The organism is Paenibacillus tabacirhizosphaerae (genome assembly GCF_040812395.1).
Taxonomy (GTDB): domain Bacteria; phylum Bacillota; class Bacilli; order Paenibacillales; family NBRC-103111; genus Paenibacillus_E.
Window position 1 is genome coordinate 82745 of sequence record NZ_JBFNXH010000008.1, and the last position, 15487, is coordinate 98231.

A 15487-nucleotide genomic window follows, 5' to 3' on the forward strand; every position below is an offset into this window, starting at 1 on the left:
ATTTAATAAAAGAAGGAAAGGATAGGTGATTGCACATTGAAATTACCACTTAGTCAAACTTGGGATCTGAATTCCCTTTTTCCAGGCGGCAGTGAATCTCCTGCATTCGCAGCATTCCTTAAGGAACTGCAGACGTCGATTACATCATTTCAAGCTCAAATTCGTAGCACAACATCTCCAGCAAACGCGGAAGATACAACTCCTCTGGAGGCGCTCATTGGTTTACTTCAAGAGATATTAGCGAACATCACCGAAGCCGATTCTTTCGTTGGATGCTTGCTTGCAGATAATCAAAAAGATAAGAAAGCGGCTGTTCTTGGCGGACAAGTTAAAAGTCTGTATGCCGAATTTTTATCCTCGCGCACACACTTCGATCAATTGCTGGCCGGCATCCCGGATGCAGTTTGGGAAGCGATCCTGAAGAAACAGGCTTTCCAGTCGATTTCCTTCCCGCTTAATGAGCGCCGTGCGCTGGCTCAAGAGAAGCTTTCTCCAGAGCAGGAAGCCTTAATTAATGATTTGGCCGTAGACGGCTATCATGGCTGGGGCGATCTGTACAATACGACGGTCAGCCAATTCCGGATGGCGGTTGAAGAAGACGGCAAACAAGTGGAATTATCCGCAGGTCAGGCCTTCAATAAGCTGCATACGGAAAACCGTGAAGAGCGCCTTGCACTTTTTGACAAATGGGAAAACGCATGGGCGGACAAAGCGGATTACTGCGCAGAAGCGTTAAATCACTTGGCTGGCTTCCGTCTGCAGATTTACAAATATAGAGGCTGGAAAACCGTACATAAAGAACCGCTCGCGATTAATCGCATGCAAGAGCAAACGCTGAATGTCATGTGGGACGTTATCGACCGCAATAAAGCGATATTCGTCGATTATTTAAATCGGAAAGCGCAACTGCTCGGCGTCGATAAGCTGGCTTGGGTCGATGTGGATGCGCCGCTGGGCGATTCCTCCAAAAAAGTTGCCTACGACGATGGAGCTGGGCTAATCGTTGATCAATTTGAGCGGTTTAGCCCGAAATTGGCTGCCTTTTCAGCGCAAGCTTTCGAGAATCGCTGGATCGAAGCTGAGGATCGCGCAGGCAAACGCCCTGGGGGCTTCTGTACGTCCTTCCCTGTAGCCGGGGAGACTCGTATTTTCATGACGTATGGAGGCACACTGAACAACGTGTCCACGCTTGCGCACGAGCTAGGTCACGGGTACCATCAGCATGTCATGAATGATATGCCGGCGCTCGCGCAGGAGTACGCGATGAACGTGGCGGAAACGGCATCAACGTTTGCGGAAATGATCGTGGCTGATGCGGTTGTGAAGGGTGCGGCGACAGATGATGAACGAATTGTCCTGCTCGAGGATAAAATCCAGCGCGCTATCGCATTTTTCATGAATATTCACGCGCGGTTTATATTTGAAACGAACTTCTATGAAGAGCGTCGCCAAGGCCTTGTAAGCGTTGATCGCTTAAATGAGCTTATGGTTGATGCGCAAAAGGTCGCTTACAAAGACGCGCTTAGCTCTTATCATCCTCATTTCTGGGCGGCGAAGTTGCATTTCTATGCGACAGATGTGCCGTTCTACAACTTCCCGTACACATTTGGCTATTTGTTTAGCGCAGGGATTTACGCCCGAGCCATTCAAGAAGGCGCAGCCTTTGAAGACAAATATGTGGCGCTGCTGCGGGACACAGGCAGCATGAATGTCGAAGAATTGGCTGCGAAGCATCTTGGCATCGACTTGACTCAGCCTGATTTTTGGCAAAGCGCCGTTGACATGGCCGTTGAAGATGTGAAACAATTCATGGCACTTACGGAGTCCAAGGTTCGGGCTTAACAAAAAGAAGGCTTTCCCTAGCGGTTAGGGGGAGCATTGAAAAACGATTACAGAATATGTAAGAAGACTGGTGAGCAATCATCAGTCTTTTTTCTTGCGAAGCTTTATCCATTCACCGCGGTAATTTTGTATCCTACTTTTGAGGTGACCCATCGCTGGGTCGACATTGTCTTCCCTGAACTGAGACAAGTCTTTAAAATCTTAACTTATAAGGGTGCTTTGTTAACCCTTCGGCTTTTTCCTCTTCCATCTGATCTTTGTAAACTGAATCCTGACGATGTCATTAGAGAATGGCAGAAATCAATGAAGCGGCTGAAGCTATGTGGAAAGCTAGCTCGACTCTTAGTCGGAGTGGCTCGTAGTACTGAAGCCTACAACCCGAATAGAATCTTTGCAATGGCAGCCTAAATTTAAGCCTTATCTCACGCAAGTTGGCGTATTCGCAGGATGACAAAGAAAGCACGGAGTATCGGGATACGTTGAACAAAAGGGCTCCGCCCCATTCCGTTAGAAAGACCGACCTCCACCCCTTAATAGATGTGACGAAGGAATGAAAGGGCAATTGACCCGTCGAGACATGGGAGTGAAATCGTTAAGGGCACCGTGGAGCATACGTGCAGCATTCATTTTTGACAGGGACCATTTCCTGCCCTGGTGTCGAGGACTGGAATTTGAATGGACCTGTTCTGTTCCCACAGAATTTTTAGAATGTTTAAGTAAAAGTCAGCTGCACATAATCCGAAAATCGTTTCACCGCTGGAGACAGATAGCGGCCTCGCTTCTGTAGAAGGCCTACTTCGCAGTAACTACCCTCATCCTTGATGGGCAGCCACGCCAGGCCCTCAAGCATCAAACCGTTTGTCTTGGGGAGCATCGATATACCGAGCCCAGCCGACACAAAGCCCGCTACTGTCATCAAGTCTTCCGCTTCGTAAGATGTGGTAGGTGTGAATCCAATCCGATTGAAACAAGTCTCAAGTGTTGCCTTCAGTCCACAGTTATGTTTGACTTCTATGTACGGTTCACTGGTCAATTCCGTTAAGCTGATCTCTCTCCGCTGCGCGAAGCGATGAGTATGGGGAACTACTACATACAAGGGAACGGTCTTCATCGGTATCCATTCGTATGTGTCCGCCAGCTTGGTTGATGAAATCATTAGGTCGCAGTCGCCGTTTTCCATCTGATTACTTATGAATGTATGGTTGCCTTGTACCAAATCGAATCGTATCTTCGGGTAGTGCTGATGGAAACCGGATATGAGTTTCGGCACCAACTCCGCACCAAGTATATTAAGATAGGCGATAGAGACGCTGCCCGAGTCAGAATTAGAGCATTCTTCGACTGCTTGTTTGCCCTTGTCGAGCTCGTGCAGTGCCCGTTCTACGGATTCGGCAAACATTTTCCCATATCGACTTACTATAATATTCCGTCCGTTTCGTTCGAACAGCGGCACACCCAATTCATCCTCCAGTTTGGAGATCGAATGACTCAATGCTGGCTGCGTAATCCCTAATGATTCCGATGCTCTCGTTACATGCCGAAGTCGAGCCACAGTAAGAAAATAGTTCAGTTGAGTCAGCTCCATCTTATCTAAACTCCATTCATTAAAATTTTTCATGATTATAATGAATATAATAAATTAGACGTTATGAATTATCAACGGTAAACTAATAATAAGAAAAGGAGATGATAAAGGTGAAAGCAGCTGAAGGAGTGGAAACGATAGAAATCGCAACAAATTTTAGAGGTTGGCCGGAAGTGTATTATCCGACACTCATTTGGGACAATGATGGAGCCGTCTTGGTGGATACCGGAATTCCCAACCAATTGTCAGTTTTCAAAGAGGCTATGATGAAGGTAGGCATCCCATTTGGTAAGCTGAGTAAAATTATTATTACCCATCAAGATTTGGACCACATTGGAGGTTTGCCTGAACTTCTAAACGATTTTCCTCAAAAAATCGAGGTACTGGCTACCGAAGAGGAGAAACCTTATATTCAGGGCGATCAAAGATTGCTTAAAATAACGCCCGAATTCGTGAGTCAAATCAGCGCGCTAATCCCTGATGAATTGCCGGTGGAAAGACGCAAGGCGATCCTTAATGTGTTTGAAAATCCTCCAACAGCTAAAGTTGACCAAATCATAGCTGACGGAGATGAAATCCCCTTGTTCGGCGGAATCATAGTCATCCATACCCCGGGTCATACACCTGGACATATCAGCCTTTATCTTAAACAAAGCAAGACCCTCATTGCAGGAGATGCTTTAATGATTGAAGAGGGTCGATTAGTTGAACCTGACAATTGCGTGGATTCGGATTTGGCTAAAAAGTCATTGAAAAGGCTCTTACCTTACGATATTCAAACATTGATTTGTTATCATGGAGGCATATTCAAGGATAACGTTAATCAAAGCATATTGGATTTAGCGAACAGTTAATTGTTGTTCCGCTCTTGTTGCCCTTGCGCGAGCAAGGGTTTTTTCTTTCTCTAATATGAAACGAACGAACATTTAGAAAATAAAGGATATTGATAAAAAAGCAGTGACGATCTAGGAACCAGAAAACCCTAGATTTGCCACTGCTTTTATTGTGCTATCGTTTTCCGATTATCAAGCATGAACCTTAAGCCTGGGAATAGGCGCTTGGGTCAAAGAAGGCAATTTCCCACAGATGTCCGTCCAAGTCCTCGAAGCTTCTGACATACATAAAGCCATGATCTACCGGTGCTTTGCTTTCCTTCCCTCCCGCGGCCAGCGCCTTGTTAGCCAGTTCGTCTACATGTTCTCTGCTGTCTGCAGATAGCGCAATAATTCCTGCAGCAGCGCTGGCGACATCTGCCATAGGCTTGGTAATGAACGTCCGGAAATACGACTCCGTAAGCAACTGAACGAACGTATTGTCGTTTACTACAAGGCAGGCTGAGTTTTCGTCGGAGAACTGGGGGTTGAACTCGAAGCCGATGCTGCTGAAAAATTCCTTTGTCCGATTTAAATCTTTAACAGGCAAGTTTACAAAAGTGTGAGTCGATTTGTATGCCATCTTTGGTCACCTCATTATATTTTTTATCGTCATTACTTGGAAGTATTGATGTTCCTGCGGATTATAATCGTAAGCTCTTGAGCGCGTCACGCTTCAGGTAAAAGAGGACGGCCACAAATACTAAAATCAATAAAGGAACAGCTGCATCCGTCACGTGGCCTGCGGCGAGATTCGTTAGAGTCGCTCCGATCAGGATGACGATCATGATCGCTAACGATGAAGCTGCCGCTTTCTGGCTACGGTAGCCGGCTATAAGAATCAGTGCGGCCAAAATTTCGAGAACGCCAACAGTGTAAATCAATGCGACCGGCGTACCAATTTTATCGGTGAAAAATTCCCTGATTTGGTCGGCAGTGGAAAAGATTTTCGAAGCCCCAGCAAACAAAAAGTCCAATGCAATTAGACCCTGCAGAATGCGTACAACCCATTTCATAAGTCAAACACTCCTTAAGGGGATTCCTGTATCGAATATACAACACAATTCATAATTCAAAAATGGTCTTGGCTCCGGCTGTCCCTATTTCTTTATCTCGTTCAATAGCTCTTCAAGACGGCCCCAAGTTTCTGTAATACCCTGCAACATGCCCATGTCCATAACGGTCTTGAGGGCCTCAGGGGACACATATTCGGAACGGTTGACCAGCTTTGTCCTGCCACCCAAATCAATGAACTCTACCGTGACATTGGTCGATGGCATTGTTTCATTCGTATTTCCTTCAGCATCCGCGAAGTAGTCGGTGTAGACGATTTTCTCTGGCTCGACAATCTCTTTATAAACCGTTTTACCCCAAGATTCCATACCGTAAAATTGGCCTTGATTCTGATCCACGCACTTCATGCAGTAATGCCAAAAGCCTCCCGGCCGGAAATCAATGTTGCAAACCGGCAGATCCCAGCCTTTGGGTCCAAACCAACGCTTGAGATGATCAGGCTCTTTAAACATTTTGAACACGAGATCGCGTGGTGCGTCGAAAACACGCTCTAACACTAGCACCCGTTCGTTCTCTACCCTTGAAACTATTGTGTTTGACATTGTAGTTTCTCCTCGTAATTAGGAATGATTTTGTGGTTTTTCCTTGTTCTGAAGTTCCCGCAAGTAGTCGTCCAGATTGTCGAATCTTTCTTGCATCACTCTCAGGAAGGATTGCGCCCAATTATCCAGCGCTTGGAACGGCTCCAGCCGGAGCTTGTAGATACGGCGATTGGCTTCCGCCTTCACTTCCAAAATCCCGTGGTCGCTAAGAATTTTCAAATGCTTCGAGGCCTGGGGCTGACGAAGCCCCAACCTATCGGCGATTTCCCCCACAGTCAGGGGACCATCGCGTAGGAGTTCAACGATGCGCATACGATTAGGTTCAGCCAAAGAGCTCAACGTCGTTATCTCCATGGCCTGATGTTTGACTGACATGCTGCTCACCTCACGTAATCACAATCTAAATAACTTCACCATCCTTTATCACTATAACATCTTGTTGCTAACTTTAATATAACTCATAATGAATATTCCTGTAAAGGAATATTTGTGAAATGACACTGATGTTGAATTCCGTACGGTTGCCTTTATAACGGTTCTTCTTTTTATCCCCATGAGAGATAACTCCGGTAGCGTAATCCCCACAATAAAAAAACCGATTCTTCATGCGGAATCGGGGGAGCACTGAAAAACGATTACAGAATATGTAAGAAGACTGGTGAGCAATCATCAGTCTTTTTTCTTGCGAAACTTTATCCATTCACCGCGGTAATTTGGTATACTACTTTTGAGGTGACTTTATGTTTGAACTAAACAAACAACAAATACTTTCCTTTCACAGCGAATTATATAATCGGAAGCGTTTAAAGAAACGCTACAAAATGAAGTGCAAGATTGAACAGAAGAATAACGAACTAAAAACTCATCATGGCCTGGCAATTTCACAATATAGCCGAGGTCTGCTTGGCATGCGCATACAAGCTATTCTGATGGCAATTGTTGTAAATGCGAAACGGATGGTGAAATTAGCAACACCGAAAATGGCTTAGAAAGGAGCCTCGGCTCCTTTCTAAATGACAAAAAAGTCGTTGATCTGTTGCTCGAGGCAACAAAACAACGACTTTTTCAGTGCTCTCCCTAGCGATTAGGGGAGCCTTCTTTTTATTTAAAGCTTGAAGATTTGGATGGTTTGCTGGAGCTGGGTGACGACCCGCGTCATTTCCTCCGCTTGGGAAACGATGCCTTGAACTGTAGCGATCTGTTCATTCATGGAAGCCGATACTTCTTGAGTACCTGCTGCCGATTCCTCTGTTATCGCTGAGATATTTTCCATGGCCGCGGCAATTTGCTCGGAGCTTGCCAGCATCTGTTCGCTCTCATCGGCGAAACGGGTAATTTCCTCAGATATGAAGCCTACGCTGCCGACAATTTCGGCAAACACGATTTCCGTTTGATCAATCAATACGGTTTGTTTTCTCACCACATCTTCGTTGACTTGAATGCTGTTAATCGCGTCTTGAATGCCCTGTTCGATGCTTTTCACGAAGCCAAACACTTCCCGTGTCAGCGAAGTCGACTCTTCGGCGAGCTTGCGAACCTCTTGAGCGACAACGGCAAAGCCTCTGCCGTGCTCGCCTGCGCGCGCTGCTTCGATGGAAGCGTTAAGCGACAGCAGGTTCGTCTGCTCGGCAATTTCCGAAATGGCGCGCGTTACATTCGTAATGCCCGCTGCCTGACGTGCCAGCAGGTCAATCGTATCCGACACTTGCTTCGTCACTTCAACATTTCGCTTCATCCCGGCGCCTTGGCTCTCAACGGAGGTGCGGCCTTTTTCAACGAGTGACATCATTTGATCGGAACGCTCTTTCATTTCTTTGGCCGAGCCTGCATAATTGGTGATCCTGGTTTCGATATCCCGAGAGGTCACCGAAACACCGGACACTTCTTCTGATATTTGTCCAGCGCCAGAGGCTAATTCATGCGCGGAAACGCTGACTTGCTCAAGCACTGAGCGGAAATTTTCATTTTTCGTATAGATGTCCCGGCTGGTTTGAAACACTTGCTTGGAGATGGAACCTGTATCCCTAAGAATATCGCGGAGCTTATCGATCATTTTGTTAAAAGATTGTCCGAGCTGTCCAAGCGTATCATCCGAAGTTACCGTTACTTTTTGGGAAAAGTCGCCTTTGGAGATGTTGAGCGCAATTTGCGATAAATCAGCGATGGGTTCGGTTAATTGTTTTTCGAACCATTTGATGAAAGGATAGCTGCCTCCAAGGATAACGACCAAGAAAATAATGCCAAGTAAGCGATTCCATTCTGAGGTAAAAATAACAATCAACATAAATAATGAATTTAATCCAATCAACGTATAACACCCAAGCTGTAGTTTCTTTCTAAACGATAACGACGATAGCTTATCCATTCCAACGACCCCTCCGCGAAAATTGTAAATTTGTGATGGAATCTAAGGTGCTTGTTTGAAATTATATCATTGAATTTAGAAACATTCTACAACAATTCGACATGAATAGGTGCAAATCTTTCCGAAGTATACGGGTCAAATGTAAAAATTTGATAAAAAATAGGTAAAAATATTCATAATATTTGGAATTTTATATTGAACTTTAAAGAAGTGAAGGTATAATAGGTCTATGGTCATGAATTACATTTTATGACATAATATACTATGTGAGGGGATAAATAATGATTTTGGAACAAATTCCATTGGCTAGACAGATTGATATGGTATTCAAAGGAATCAAAGAAGAGTTGCTGCAGGTGAGCTCCGGTACGGTCTTTATTCACATTCGCAACAACGTAGTTGGGAAATTCGGGATCAAACATTTGCCGCTGGAAAGCAAAGCAGGCGTGTTGCCTGTAGTGAGCGGTCAGGGATTGACGGAACTGCACTACCAAACCTTTCGGCAAATGGCTATCGAATCTTTGAAGTATAAGAAGAACTGGACGCATGGTGAAATGATGTTCGATTTTACGATTAGGCAGAACATGCTGTCGGCCAGTATAAGTTTTGAAAGCAATTATAATATGTCGAATTTTGCAAGGACGATTTAGCACTTATTCCATCTTACTTATATCGATGAAGAAGGCATCCCTGGTCGAATAGGACGGGGGTGCCTTTTTTGGCAGGATGGAAGTAGAAGATACGAAAGTGCCACAGGGGTTTTGCGACAGCGGTTTGGATTACCCCATACCGCATCGATCTGCGACAGATCGCCTTTTTGTAGGGGTGAGAGGAACGTAGGTGCGTTATGAGTGGGTATTTTCGGTTGTAGGGACATTTCGCGGAACTACCGTGCGTTATGAGCAGGAAATGCCGGGCTTTAGGCAAATTTTTGCTCATTTAACGCACCCTAGTTCCTCTTCAGGGGAGAAAAGGGACGCTACCGTAGAATAAGGCATCGTCGTTCCGTCGATATCGCTGTGCATGGGAATTGGGGGTCTGGCAGTACCTCTTCGGGCGCGCGTTGTGTCGCCGCCGAATGGCGGCTGTTACACGTTTTCTTGCGAAACTTGCAGAGGCGGAATGTACCCGGAATCATACAGGGGTGTTCATGGATAGGAATACCGGATGGAAGACAGGTTAGGAGAAGGAAGAACGAAATAAACTAGAAAAAGGCCAACCAAATATTTCTGGTTAACCTGATAACACGAAAAGGGAATGGGTATGAGGTGGAAAAGCGAAAGCGGCGGTTGGAACCCCATGCCTGGACGTATGGGTTTAGACAATGGCAGTTATGCGAGCGAAAGCACACGCCCTTTTCCATAAGGAATACACATCGGCGTTCCAAAAATAGGGTCGAGTACGACGCGGGATTTCATATCGAAAACAGCCTGGATCAATTGCTCGTTAATGATGTCCTCCGGTGTTCCTTCCGCATAGACCGCGCCATTTTTGATCGCTGCGATGTGATGCGCGTACCGGCAGGCAAGATTAATGTCGTGAAGCACCATGACAATCGTGCGCTGCTCATTCTCATTCAAATCAAACAATAGGTCGAGCACCTCGACTTGATGCGTTAAGTCCAGGTAGGTGGTTGGCTCATCCAGCAGAATGGTGTTCGTATCTTGCGCCAAGGTCATGGCGATCCAGGCTCGTTGACGCTGGCCGCCGGACAGGGAATCCACGCTGCGGTCCGCGTAAGGAAGCATATTCGTTAAACGAAGCGCATTCTGAACCTTATGCTCGTCTTCAGCCGACCATTGCTGCAGCCAGCTTTGATAAGGATAGCGGCCTTGCTTCACTAATTGAAGCACTGTCAGTCCTTCCGGAGCGGACGGACCTTGAGGTAGAATAGCCATCCGTCTGGCTATTTCCTTGGTCGACAATTTGGCGATTTCTGTGCTGTCCAGCAGGATGCTGCCTGATTTGGGCTTAAGCAGTCTGGCGAGCGAGCGGAGCAGCGTTGATTTGCCGCAGCCGTTGCTGCCGATGAATACCGTGATTTTCCCTTTTGGAATCCGGATGTTCAAACTTTCGAAAATCGTGCTTTCGCCATATGTTAACTGAAGCGATTGTGCTTCAAGCGCTGTTCCGCTCATCATAAGTAAGCTCTCCTTTTTGTCATACGTTTACGATTAACTACGGTTTCTGCTGCGATACAGCAAATAAATGAAGATAGGCGCACCAATCGAAGCGGTAAATACGCCAGCTGGAATATCCAAAGGATGAAATAAGGAGCGACCAATCAAGTCAGCCAACAATAAAAGCAATGACCCGGTCAAAGCCGACACAGGGACTAGGGCTCCGAAGCTTGGACCTACCAGTTTACGGGCGATATGAGGCGACATTAACCCGATAAAATTAATCGCTCCGCCAAAAGCAACGGCTGCTCCGGCAAGCGCTACGCTCAGCATGATGAGCAGGAAGCGTTGACGCTGAACACGGCTGCCTACGCTGCTGGCGATATCCTCGCCAAGCGACTGAATGGTGACGTGCCGCGCAAGCAGGAAAATAAGCGGAATCAGTACGCCGACCCAAGGCAATAGCGGATAAACCGCTTTTTGCCAGGAAACTCCGTAAATGCTTCCCGTCATAAAGGTTAGGGATTGGTTAGCAAGAATGATCGGTCCCGACAGCATCATTAGATAGGAAATCGAGCTCATGGCAGCGGTAAATCCAGTTCCGATTAAGACAAGCCGCAGCGGCGTTATCCCATTCTTCCAAGATAGCGCATAGACCAATAAAGTAGCGCTGAAGGCTCCGACGATAGCGGCTACCGGGAGCCAGTGAATACTGATTTTATCTGAAAAGAAGAAGAAAAAGGATACAGCGCCTAGCGTAGCGCCGCCAGTAGTCCCTATTGTATCCGGCGATGTCAGCGAATTGCGCACGATTCCTTGCAGGATAGCTCCCGAAACCCCTAATGAGGCGCCGATTAGCACAGCGACAATGACTCGCGGCAAGCGAAGGGAGCGAACAATCATATTGTTCGAGTCCGTCCCATTTCCGAAGACGGCGCGTACAACCTCTGCCGGTTTGATGTAGATGCTGCCAATTCCTGTACTGAGAATCATCACAACGATCACAGCCAGGAGCAGTAGAAGTGAGACAATGATCGACTTTTTACTTATGAGAAAAGAGTAGCGCTTGCTTCGAATGGAGACATATCGGTTCGATTGACTCATTTCAGCAGCCCCCCTTTACGGGCTATGTAAATAAAGAAAGGAACCCCGAGGATAGCTGTCGTTACACCGACGTGAACTTCTTTGGGCATAATGATGAACCTTGCGCCAATGTCAGCACCAACTAAGAGAATGCCGCCTAAAATGGCGCAATACGGGATGACCCACCGGTAGTCGATGCCGACAAGATAACGGACAATATGGGGGATGATGATCCCTATAAACACGATCGGACCGGCAACAGCGACAGAGCCGCCAGCCAGCACAACGATAACGACAGCTGTGAAAAATTTAACGAGCACGGTACGCTGCCCGAGACCTTTCGCAACATCATCGCCCATAGAGAGAACGTTCATATGTGGAGAAAGGATTAGTGCGCCGACCCATGCGATTAACACATAAGGATATACCGATTGAAGCATGGCCATCGTTCGTCCTTCGATTGAGCCTACGAGCCAGTATAACACTTGATCGAATGCTTTGCCGTTTGCAAGCAAAATGCCTTGGGTCAGCGCTGCAAAAAAAGCGGTCATCGCAGCCCCGGCGAGCGTGATTTTCATTGGGGTCAGACCATCACGGCCTAATGAGCCCAAGCCATAAACAAGGGCAGAGCTTACGGCTGCGCCGAGAAAAGCAACCCAAACAAAGTGTGACAGGCTAGTTACATGGAAGAAACCGACAGATAGGACGATAGCGAAAGCAGCACCCGAATTAATGCCGAATATACTCGGAGAAGCAAGCGGGTTCCGTGTAATTGCTTGCATGAGTGCTCCTGCAACAGCCAGGCTTCCTCCGACTAATGCCGCAATCAAAGCTCTTGGAATTCGCACCGATTGAATAATGATAGCTTCATTAGATTGGTCGAAATGTGTGAAAGAAGCGATGATTTGAACGGGCGAATAATGCTTAAGACCAAACATCATGCTGGCAACCATCAGTAAGGCAAGGCAGCAGCACGCAGCTATAAGTCCAATAGTCCTGTAGAGGTTATAAATAGGTTGTTTGCTGGAATGGTTCATAAGTAGATGCCTGCTTCCCTTCATAGATGCTCTATTCATTTTAATGACTGGAGAGAGGTAATGTCAATGATTATGAGAATCATTATCATAAACTAATTGACATCCCCCTTTTGGTTTAGTACGATGTCATAGATAATGATAATCGTTATCATAGACGAATACATACAAGGTGCCTACGACACCGAATCAACTTTGGAGGGAACAACATGTGGAGTAAAGGGAATTTTAAATTTGGAAGAGCTTGGTCTCTTCTTGCTGTTATGCTTATATTAAGTGTAGTGCTTGCTGCATGTGGAGAAAAGCCAAGCGCACAACCATCGGCTTCAGCATCATCTGCGCCGAAGGAAGCGGCGAAAGCGGAAGGACCTCGTACCATTAAACATGTGATGGGTGAAACGCAAGTACCGGCGAGCCCGCAGCGTGTCGTTATTTTGACGAATGAAGGCACGGAAGCATTGCTTGCTCTAGGCATTAAACCTGTAGGCGCTGTTGAATCTTACTATGGCAGCCCGTGGTTTGACCATATCAAAGCGGATATGCAGGGCGTTACAAAAGTCGGTGGGGAATCCCAACCTAACTTGGAACTTATTGCATCGTTGAAACCGGATTTAATTATCGGCAACAAGATGCGCCATGAGAAAATTTATGAGCAGTTAAAAGCGATCGCTCCAACCGTCTATTCGGAAACTTTACGCGGTGAGTGGAAAAGTAACTTCCAATTATATGCAGATGCGCTTAACAAAAAAGCGGAAGGCGATAAAATCATTGCAGCTTTCGATAAGCGGATTGAAGATTTTAAAAGCAAAGCCGGCGATAAGCTGAAAGAAAAAGTAGCCGTTGTCCGTTTCATGGGCGGTAAAACGAGATACTACTACGGTAATATGTTTACAGGTGTCATATTCAAACAAATTGGTATCCCGCGTTCAGATGCGAAAAGCGATGAAAAATCATTTGAAGATATAACGAAAGAACGTTTGCCGGAATTGGATGCTGCGGATAAAGTATTCTACTTCACCTATGAAACCGGAGACGGCAAAGGGACGAAGCAAGAACAAGAGTGGATGAACGATCCGCTTTGGAAAAACCTCAAAGTCGTTAAGGAAAATAAGCTGATCAAAGTGAATGATGCCACGTGGAATACAGCTGGCGGCGTAAAAGCAGCGAATATCATGCTGGATGATCTTTACAAAATTTATGATGTAAAGCCTTAAGTACATGAAGTGAGCCCTTCGTTCCGCTGAACGGGGGGTTTTTGCACATGAAAGAGACAATGAAGAAAGGCCCTCCCCTAAGTTTTGGTCACTTAAGAGAAAGCCCTTGCAAGTAAGTATAGGGTGAAACGATTATCTACTGAATTTGCCAGCAAGTTGCTGCTCAGCAATTTGAACGAGACGACGAGTGATGTTTCCTCCGATTGCACCTGTGTCGCGGGTTGCCATGTAGCCGTAGTAGCCATCTTGAGGAATTTGGATGCCCAATTCTTGAGCAACTTCATACTTCAATTGGTCTAGAGCCGCCGTAGCTTGTGGAACAACTAGGGAGTTACTGCTGCGAGATTGTCCTGTAGCCATCTGTTATCACCTCCAGTAATGGTAGTATAATCATTTTTTTAGTTTATACTCGCTGTGCAAACTGGGAAATTTGACCACCTGAGTATAAGGTCTTAGGCACGAAAACACAGTTTTTGTTATAATGGATAAATCGAATATGCGGTCGCGGAGGTGAAACCATGCTTGATATTGCTGTGAATGGCTGGTCGTTGGATAAAGATTTGCAAATCATACAAGCTGATGTGCGGATGGCGGTGGATGATGATATCATCATCGAGGAGCCATTGTGTGTAGATGTGGGCCTGCCTGCTCTACTCTATAGCGCGCTTCATGATACAAGCCCGAATCGATTTGCACCCGCGGATCAGTGGGAGCGGATGCCTTTCTTCGTGTGCGGCTGCGGTGACCCTGAATGTCGGGGATTCTCTTTCACGGTGCGTCATTTGGATGCGAAGCTCCTGGAGCTGAGCCATGTCGAGGAACGCTCGAACGGCACGTACCGCGAACTGGAAAGCTATACCCTCCCGATAGCCGAATACACCGAGCAGGCGCTTAAATTGGGACAAACATACCTGAACTATATTCAAGGTTTGGATTACAGGCCTTATTTTGCAGATACCGTGAAAGTAGTTTCAGAACTGGTCGATCAATTACAACAACAAGTACGGAGTGTGTAAGATGGCACAAGTGAAATATTATGTGGTATGGGTCGGGCATCAGCCTGGCATTTATCGGTCGTGGGCAGATTGTCAAGCGCAGACCAAAGGTTACCCGCAAGCGCGATTCAAGTCGTATGAATCAGAGGGCGAAGCGCAAAAAGCTTTCGAGAGAGGATGGCAGAAATCGCTGGATTTCTCGGGAAAAGGCAGTGCAGCAAGTGCCGCAGGCAAATCATCAGGCACCGCATCAGCGCCCGAAGTGGAGTATGATAGCATCTCCGTCGATGTCGGCTGTTCGGGCAATCCAGGCATCGTGGAGTATAAAGGCGTCGATACGAGAACTGGAGAGATTTTGTTTTATCAAGGGCCTATTTCTAAAGGGACGAATAATTTGGGCGAATTCCTTGCTATCGTTCACGGGATTGCCTATTTGCAGAAACAAGGCAGCAACAAAACGATTTATACCGATTCCGTGACGGCCCTAAGCTGGCTGCGGAAAAAAGAAGTCTCGACGAATCTGGTTAGAGACGCTTCGACCGAAGAAATATGGACGCTGGTCGATCGTGCCCTGAAGTGGATCAAAACCCACACCTACACGAACAAAATCGTGAAATGGGATACGAAAAAGTGGGGCGAGATCAAGGCTGATTTCGGGCGAAAGTAGAGGAATGTCGAAAAATATAAAAAGGGATTGACCGATGTACTCGGCTAATGCTAATATACAAACTAATAATTCCTACTAAATAACTCGGCATAAT

At 46.3% G+C, this 15487-nt stretch carries 18 protein-coding genes; 8 read left to right on the forward strand and 10 right to left on the reverse strand.

All coding sequences use genetic code 11. The annotated features are described in order from the left end of the window. Positions 1–36: 36 nt before the first annotated feature. Together ABRS97_RS15785 and ABRS97_RS15790 are read left to right on the forward strand one after the other, a co-directional pair. Complete coding sequence (locus ABRS97_RS15785) at positions 37–1842, forward strand: M3 family oligoendopeptidase (protein WP_367815405.1); 1806 nt, start codon at positions 37–39, stop codon at positions 1840–1842. 36 nt (positions 1843–1878) lie between these two features. After that, on the forward strand, positions 1879–2250 hold the full coding sequence (locus ABRS97_RS15790) for a hypothetical protein (protein WP_367815406.1): 372 nt from the start codon (positions 1879–1881) through the stop codon (positions 2248–2250). Between the two features lie 304 nt (positions 2251–2554). Here ABRS97_RS15790 and ABRS97_RS15795 read toward each other — a convergent pair whose 3' ends face one another. Beyond that, positions 2555–3427, reverse strand: coding sequence for a LysR family transcriptional regulator (locus ABRS97_RS15795; RefSeq protein WP_367815407.1), 873 nt, complete (start codon positions 3425–3427; stop codon positions 2555–2557). Positions 3428–3537: 110 nt separating this feature from the next. Between ABRS97_RS15795 and ABRS97_RS15800 the strand changes: the two genes are divergently transcribed. Then, the gene (locus ABRS97_RS15800; protein WP_367815409.1) at positions 3538–4281 is read left to right on the forward strand and encodes an MBL fold metallo-hydrolase; all 744 of its coding nucleotides are present in this window, start codon (positions 3538–3540) and stop codon (positions 4279–4281) included. A 184-nt stretch (positions 4282–4465) separates the two neighbouring features. Here ABRS97_RS15800 and ABRS97_RS15805 read toward each other — a convergent pair whose 3' ends face one another. From ABRS97_RS15805 to ABRS97_RS15820, 4 genes are all read right to left on the reverse strand, one after another. Further along, positions 4466–4882: a VOC family protein gene (locus ABRS97_RS15805; RefSeq protein WP_367815411.1), complete on the reverse strand. Its 417-nt coding sequence runs from the start codon at positions 4880–4882 to the stop codon at positions 4466–4468. A 61-nt stretch (positions 4883–4943) separates the two neighbouring features. Next, positions 4944–5315, reverse strand: coding sequence for a DoxX family protein (locus ABRS97_RS15810; protein ID WP_367815413.1), 372 nt, complete (start codon positions 5313–5315; stop codon positions 4944–4946). Positions 5316–5399: 84 nt separating this feature from the next. Next, positions 5400–5915: an SRPBCC domain-containing protein gene (locus tag ABRS97_RS15815; RefSeq protein WP_367815415.1), complete on the reverse strand. Its 516-nt coding sequence runs from the start codon at positions 5913–5915 to the stop codon at positions 5400–5402. Positions 5916–5933: 18 nt separating this feature from the next. Beyond that, positions 5934–6290, reverse strand: a complete 357-nt coding sequence (locus ABRS97_RS15820; RefSeq protein ID WP_367815417.1) for an ArsR/SmtB family transcription factor — start codon at positions 6288–6290, stop codon at positions 5934–5936. Between the two features lie 365 nt (positions 6291–6655). On the opposite strand from ABRS97_RS15820, the gene ABRS97_RS15825 reads away from it, so the two are divergent. After that, positions 6656–6904 carry a hypothetical protein gene (locus tag ABRS97_RS15825; RefSeq protein WP_367815419.1) on the forward strand — a complete coding sequence of 83 codons (249 nt, stop codon included), beginning with the start codon at positions 6656–6658 and terminating at the stop codon, positions 6902–6904. Between the two features lie 116 nt (positions 6905–7020). On the opposite strand, the gene ABRS97_RS15830 is transcribed toward ABRS97_RS15825, so the two are convergent. Next, positions 7021–8280, reverse strand: a complete 1260-nt coding sequence (locus tag ABRS97_RS15830) for a methyl-accepting chemotaxis protein (protein WP_367815421.1) — start codon at positions 8278–8280, stop codon at positions 7021–7023. Positions 8281–8561: 281 nt separating this feature from the next. Here ABRS97_RS15830 and ABRS97_RS15835 point away from each other — a divergent pair, with 281 nt between their 5' ends. Then, positions 8562–8930, forward strand: a complete 369-nt coding sequence (locus ABRS97_RS15835) for an O-methyltransferase (protein WP_367815423.1) — start codon at positions 8562–8564, stop codon at positions 8928–8930. A 681-nt stretch (positions 8931–9611) separates the two neighbouring features. Here the strand turns inward: ABRS97_RS15835 and ABRS97_RS15840 are convergent. The 3 genes from ABRS97_RS15840 to ABRS97_RS15850 are packed head-to-tail and all read right to left on the reverse strand — an operon-like array spanning position 9612 to position 12520. Then, the gene (locus ABRS97_RS15840) at positions 9612–10421 is read right to left on the reverse strand and encodes an ABC transporter ATP-binding protein (protein ID WP_367815425.1); all 810 of its coding nucleotides are present in this window, start codon (positions 10419–10421) and stop codon (positions 9612–9614) included. Positions 10422–10454: 33 nt separating this feature from the next. Beyond that, positions 10455–11504 carry a FecCD family ABC transporter permease gene (locus ABRS97_RS15845; RefSeq protein WP_367815427.1) on the reverse strand — a complete coding sequence of 350 codons (1050 nt, stop codon included), beginning with the start codon at positions 11502–11504 and terminating at the stop codon, positions 10455–10457. After that, entirely contained in the window at positions 11501–12520 is a 1020-nt protein-coding gene (locus ABRS97_RS15850) for a FecCD family ABC transporter permease (RefSeq protein ID WP_483312466.1), read from the reverse strand. Before ABRS97_RS15850 ends, ABRS97_RS15845 begins: the two co-directional genes overlap by 4 nt. A 206-nt stretch (positions 12521–12726) precedes the next feature. Here ABRS97_RS15850 and ABRS97_RS15855 point away from each other — a divergent pair, with 206 nt between their 5' ends. Then, positions 12727–13731: an ABC transporter substrate-binding protein gene (locus ABRS97_RS15855; RefSeq protein WP_367815429.1), complete on the forward strand. Its 1005-nt coding sequence runs from the start codon at positions 12727–12729 to the stop codon at positions 13729–13731. A 132-nt stretch (positions 13732–13863) separates the two neighbouring features. Here the strand turns inward: ABRS97_RS15855 and ABRS97_RS15860 are convergent, their stop codons facing one another. Then, positions 13864–14091, reverse strand: a complete 228-nt coding sequence (locus ABRS97_RS15860) for an alpha/beta-type small acid-soluble spore protein (protein WP_367815431.1) — start codon at positions 14089–14091, stop codon at positions 13864–13866. Positions 14092–14249: 158 nt separating this feature from the next. Between ABRS97_RS15860 and ABRS97_RS15865 the strand changes: the two genes are divergently transcribed. Both ABRS97_RS15865 and rnhA read left to right on the forward strand, forming a co-directional pair. Continuing rightward, a complete protein-coding gene (locus ABRS97_RS15865) occupies positions 14250–14747 on the forward strand; it encodes a hypothetical protein (RefSeq protein WP_367815433.1) in 498 nt (165 codons plus the stop codon). A gap of 1 nt (position 14748) precedes the next feature. Then, positions 14749–15393 (forward strand): ribonuclease H, encoded by a 645-nt coding sequence (rnhA, locus tag ABRS97_RS15870; RefSeq protein WP_367815435.1) that lies wholly within the window; start codon positions 14749–14751, stop codon positions 15391–15393. The last annotated feature ends 94 nt before the right edge of the window (positions 15394–15487 follow it).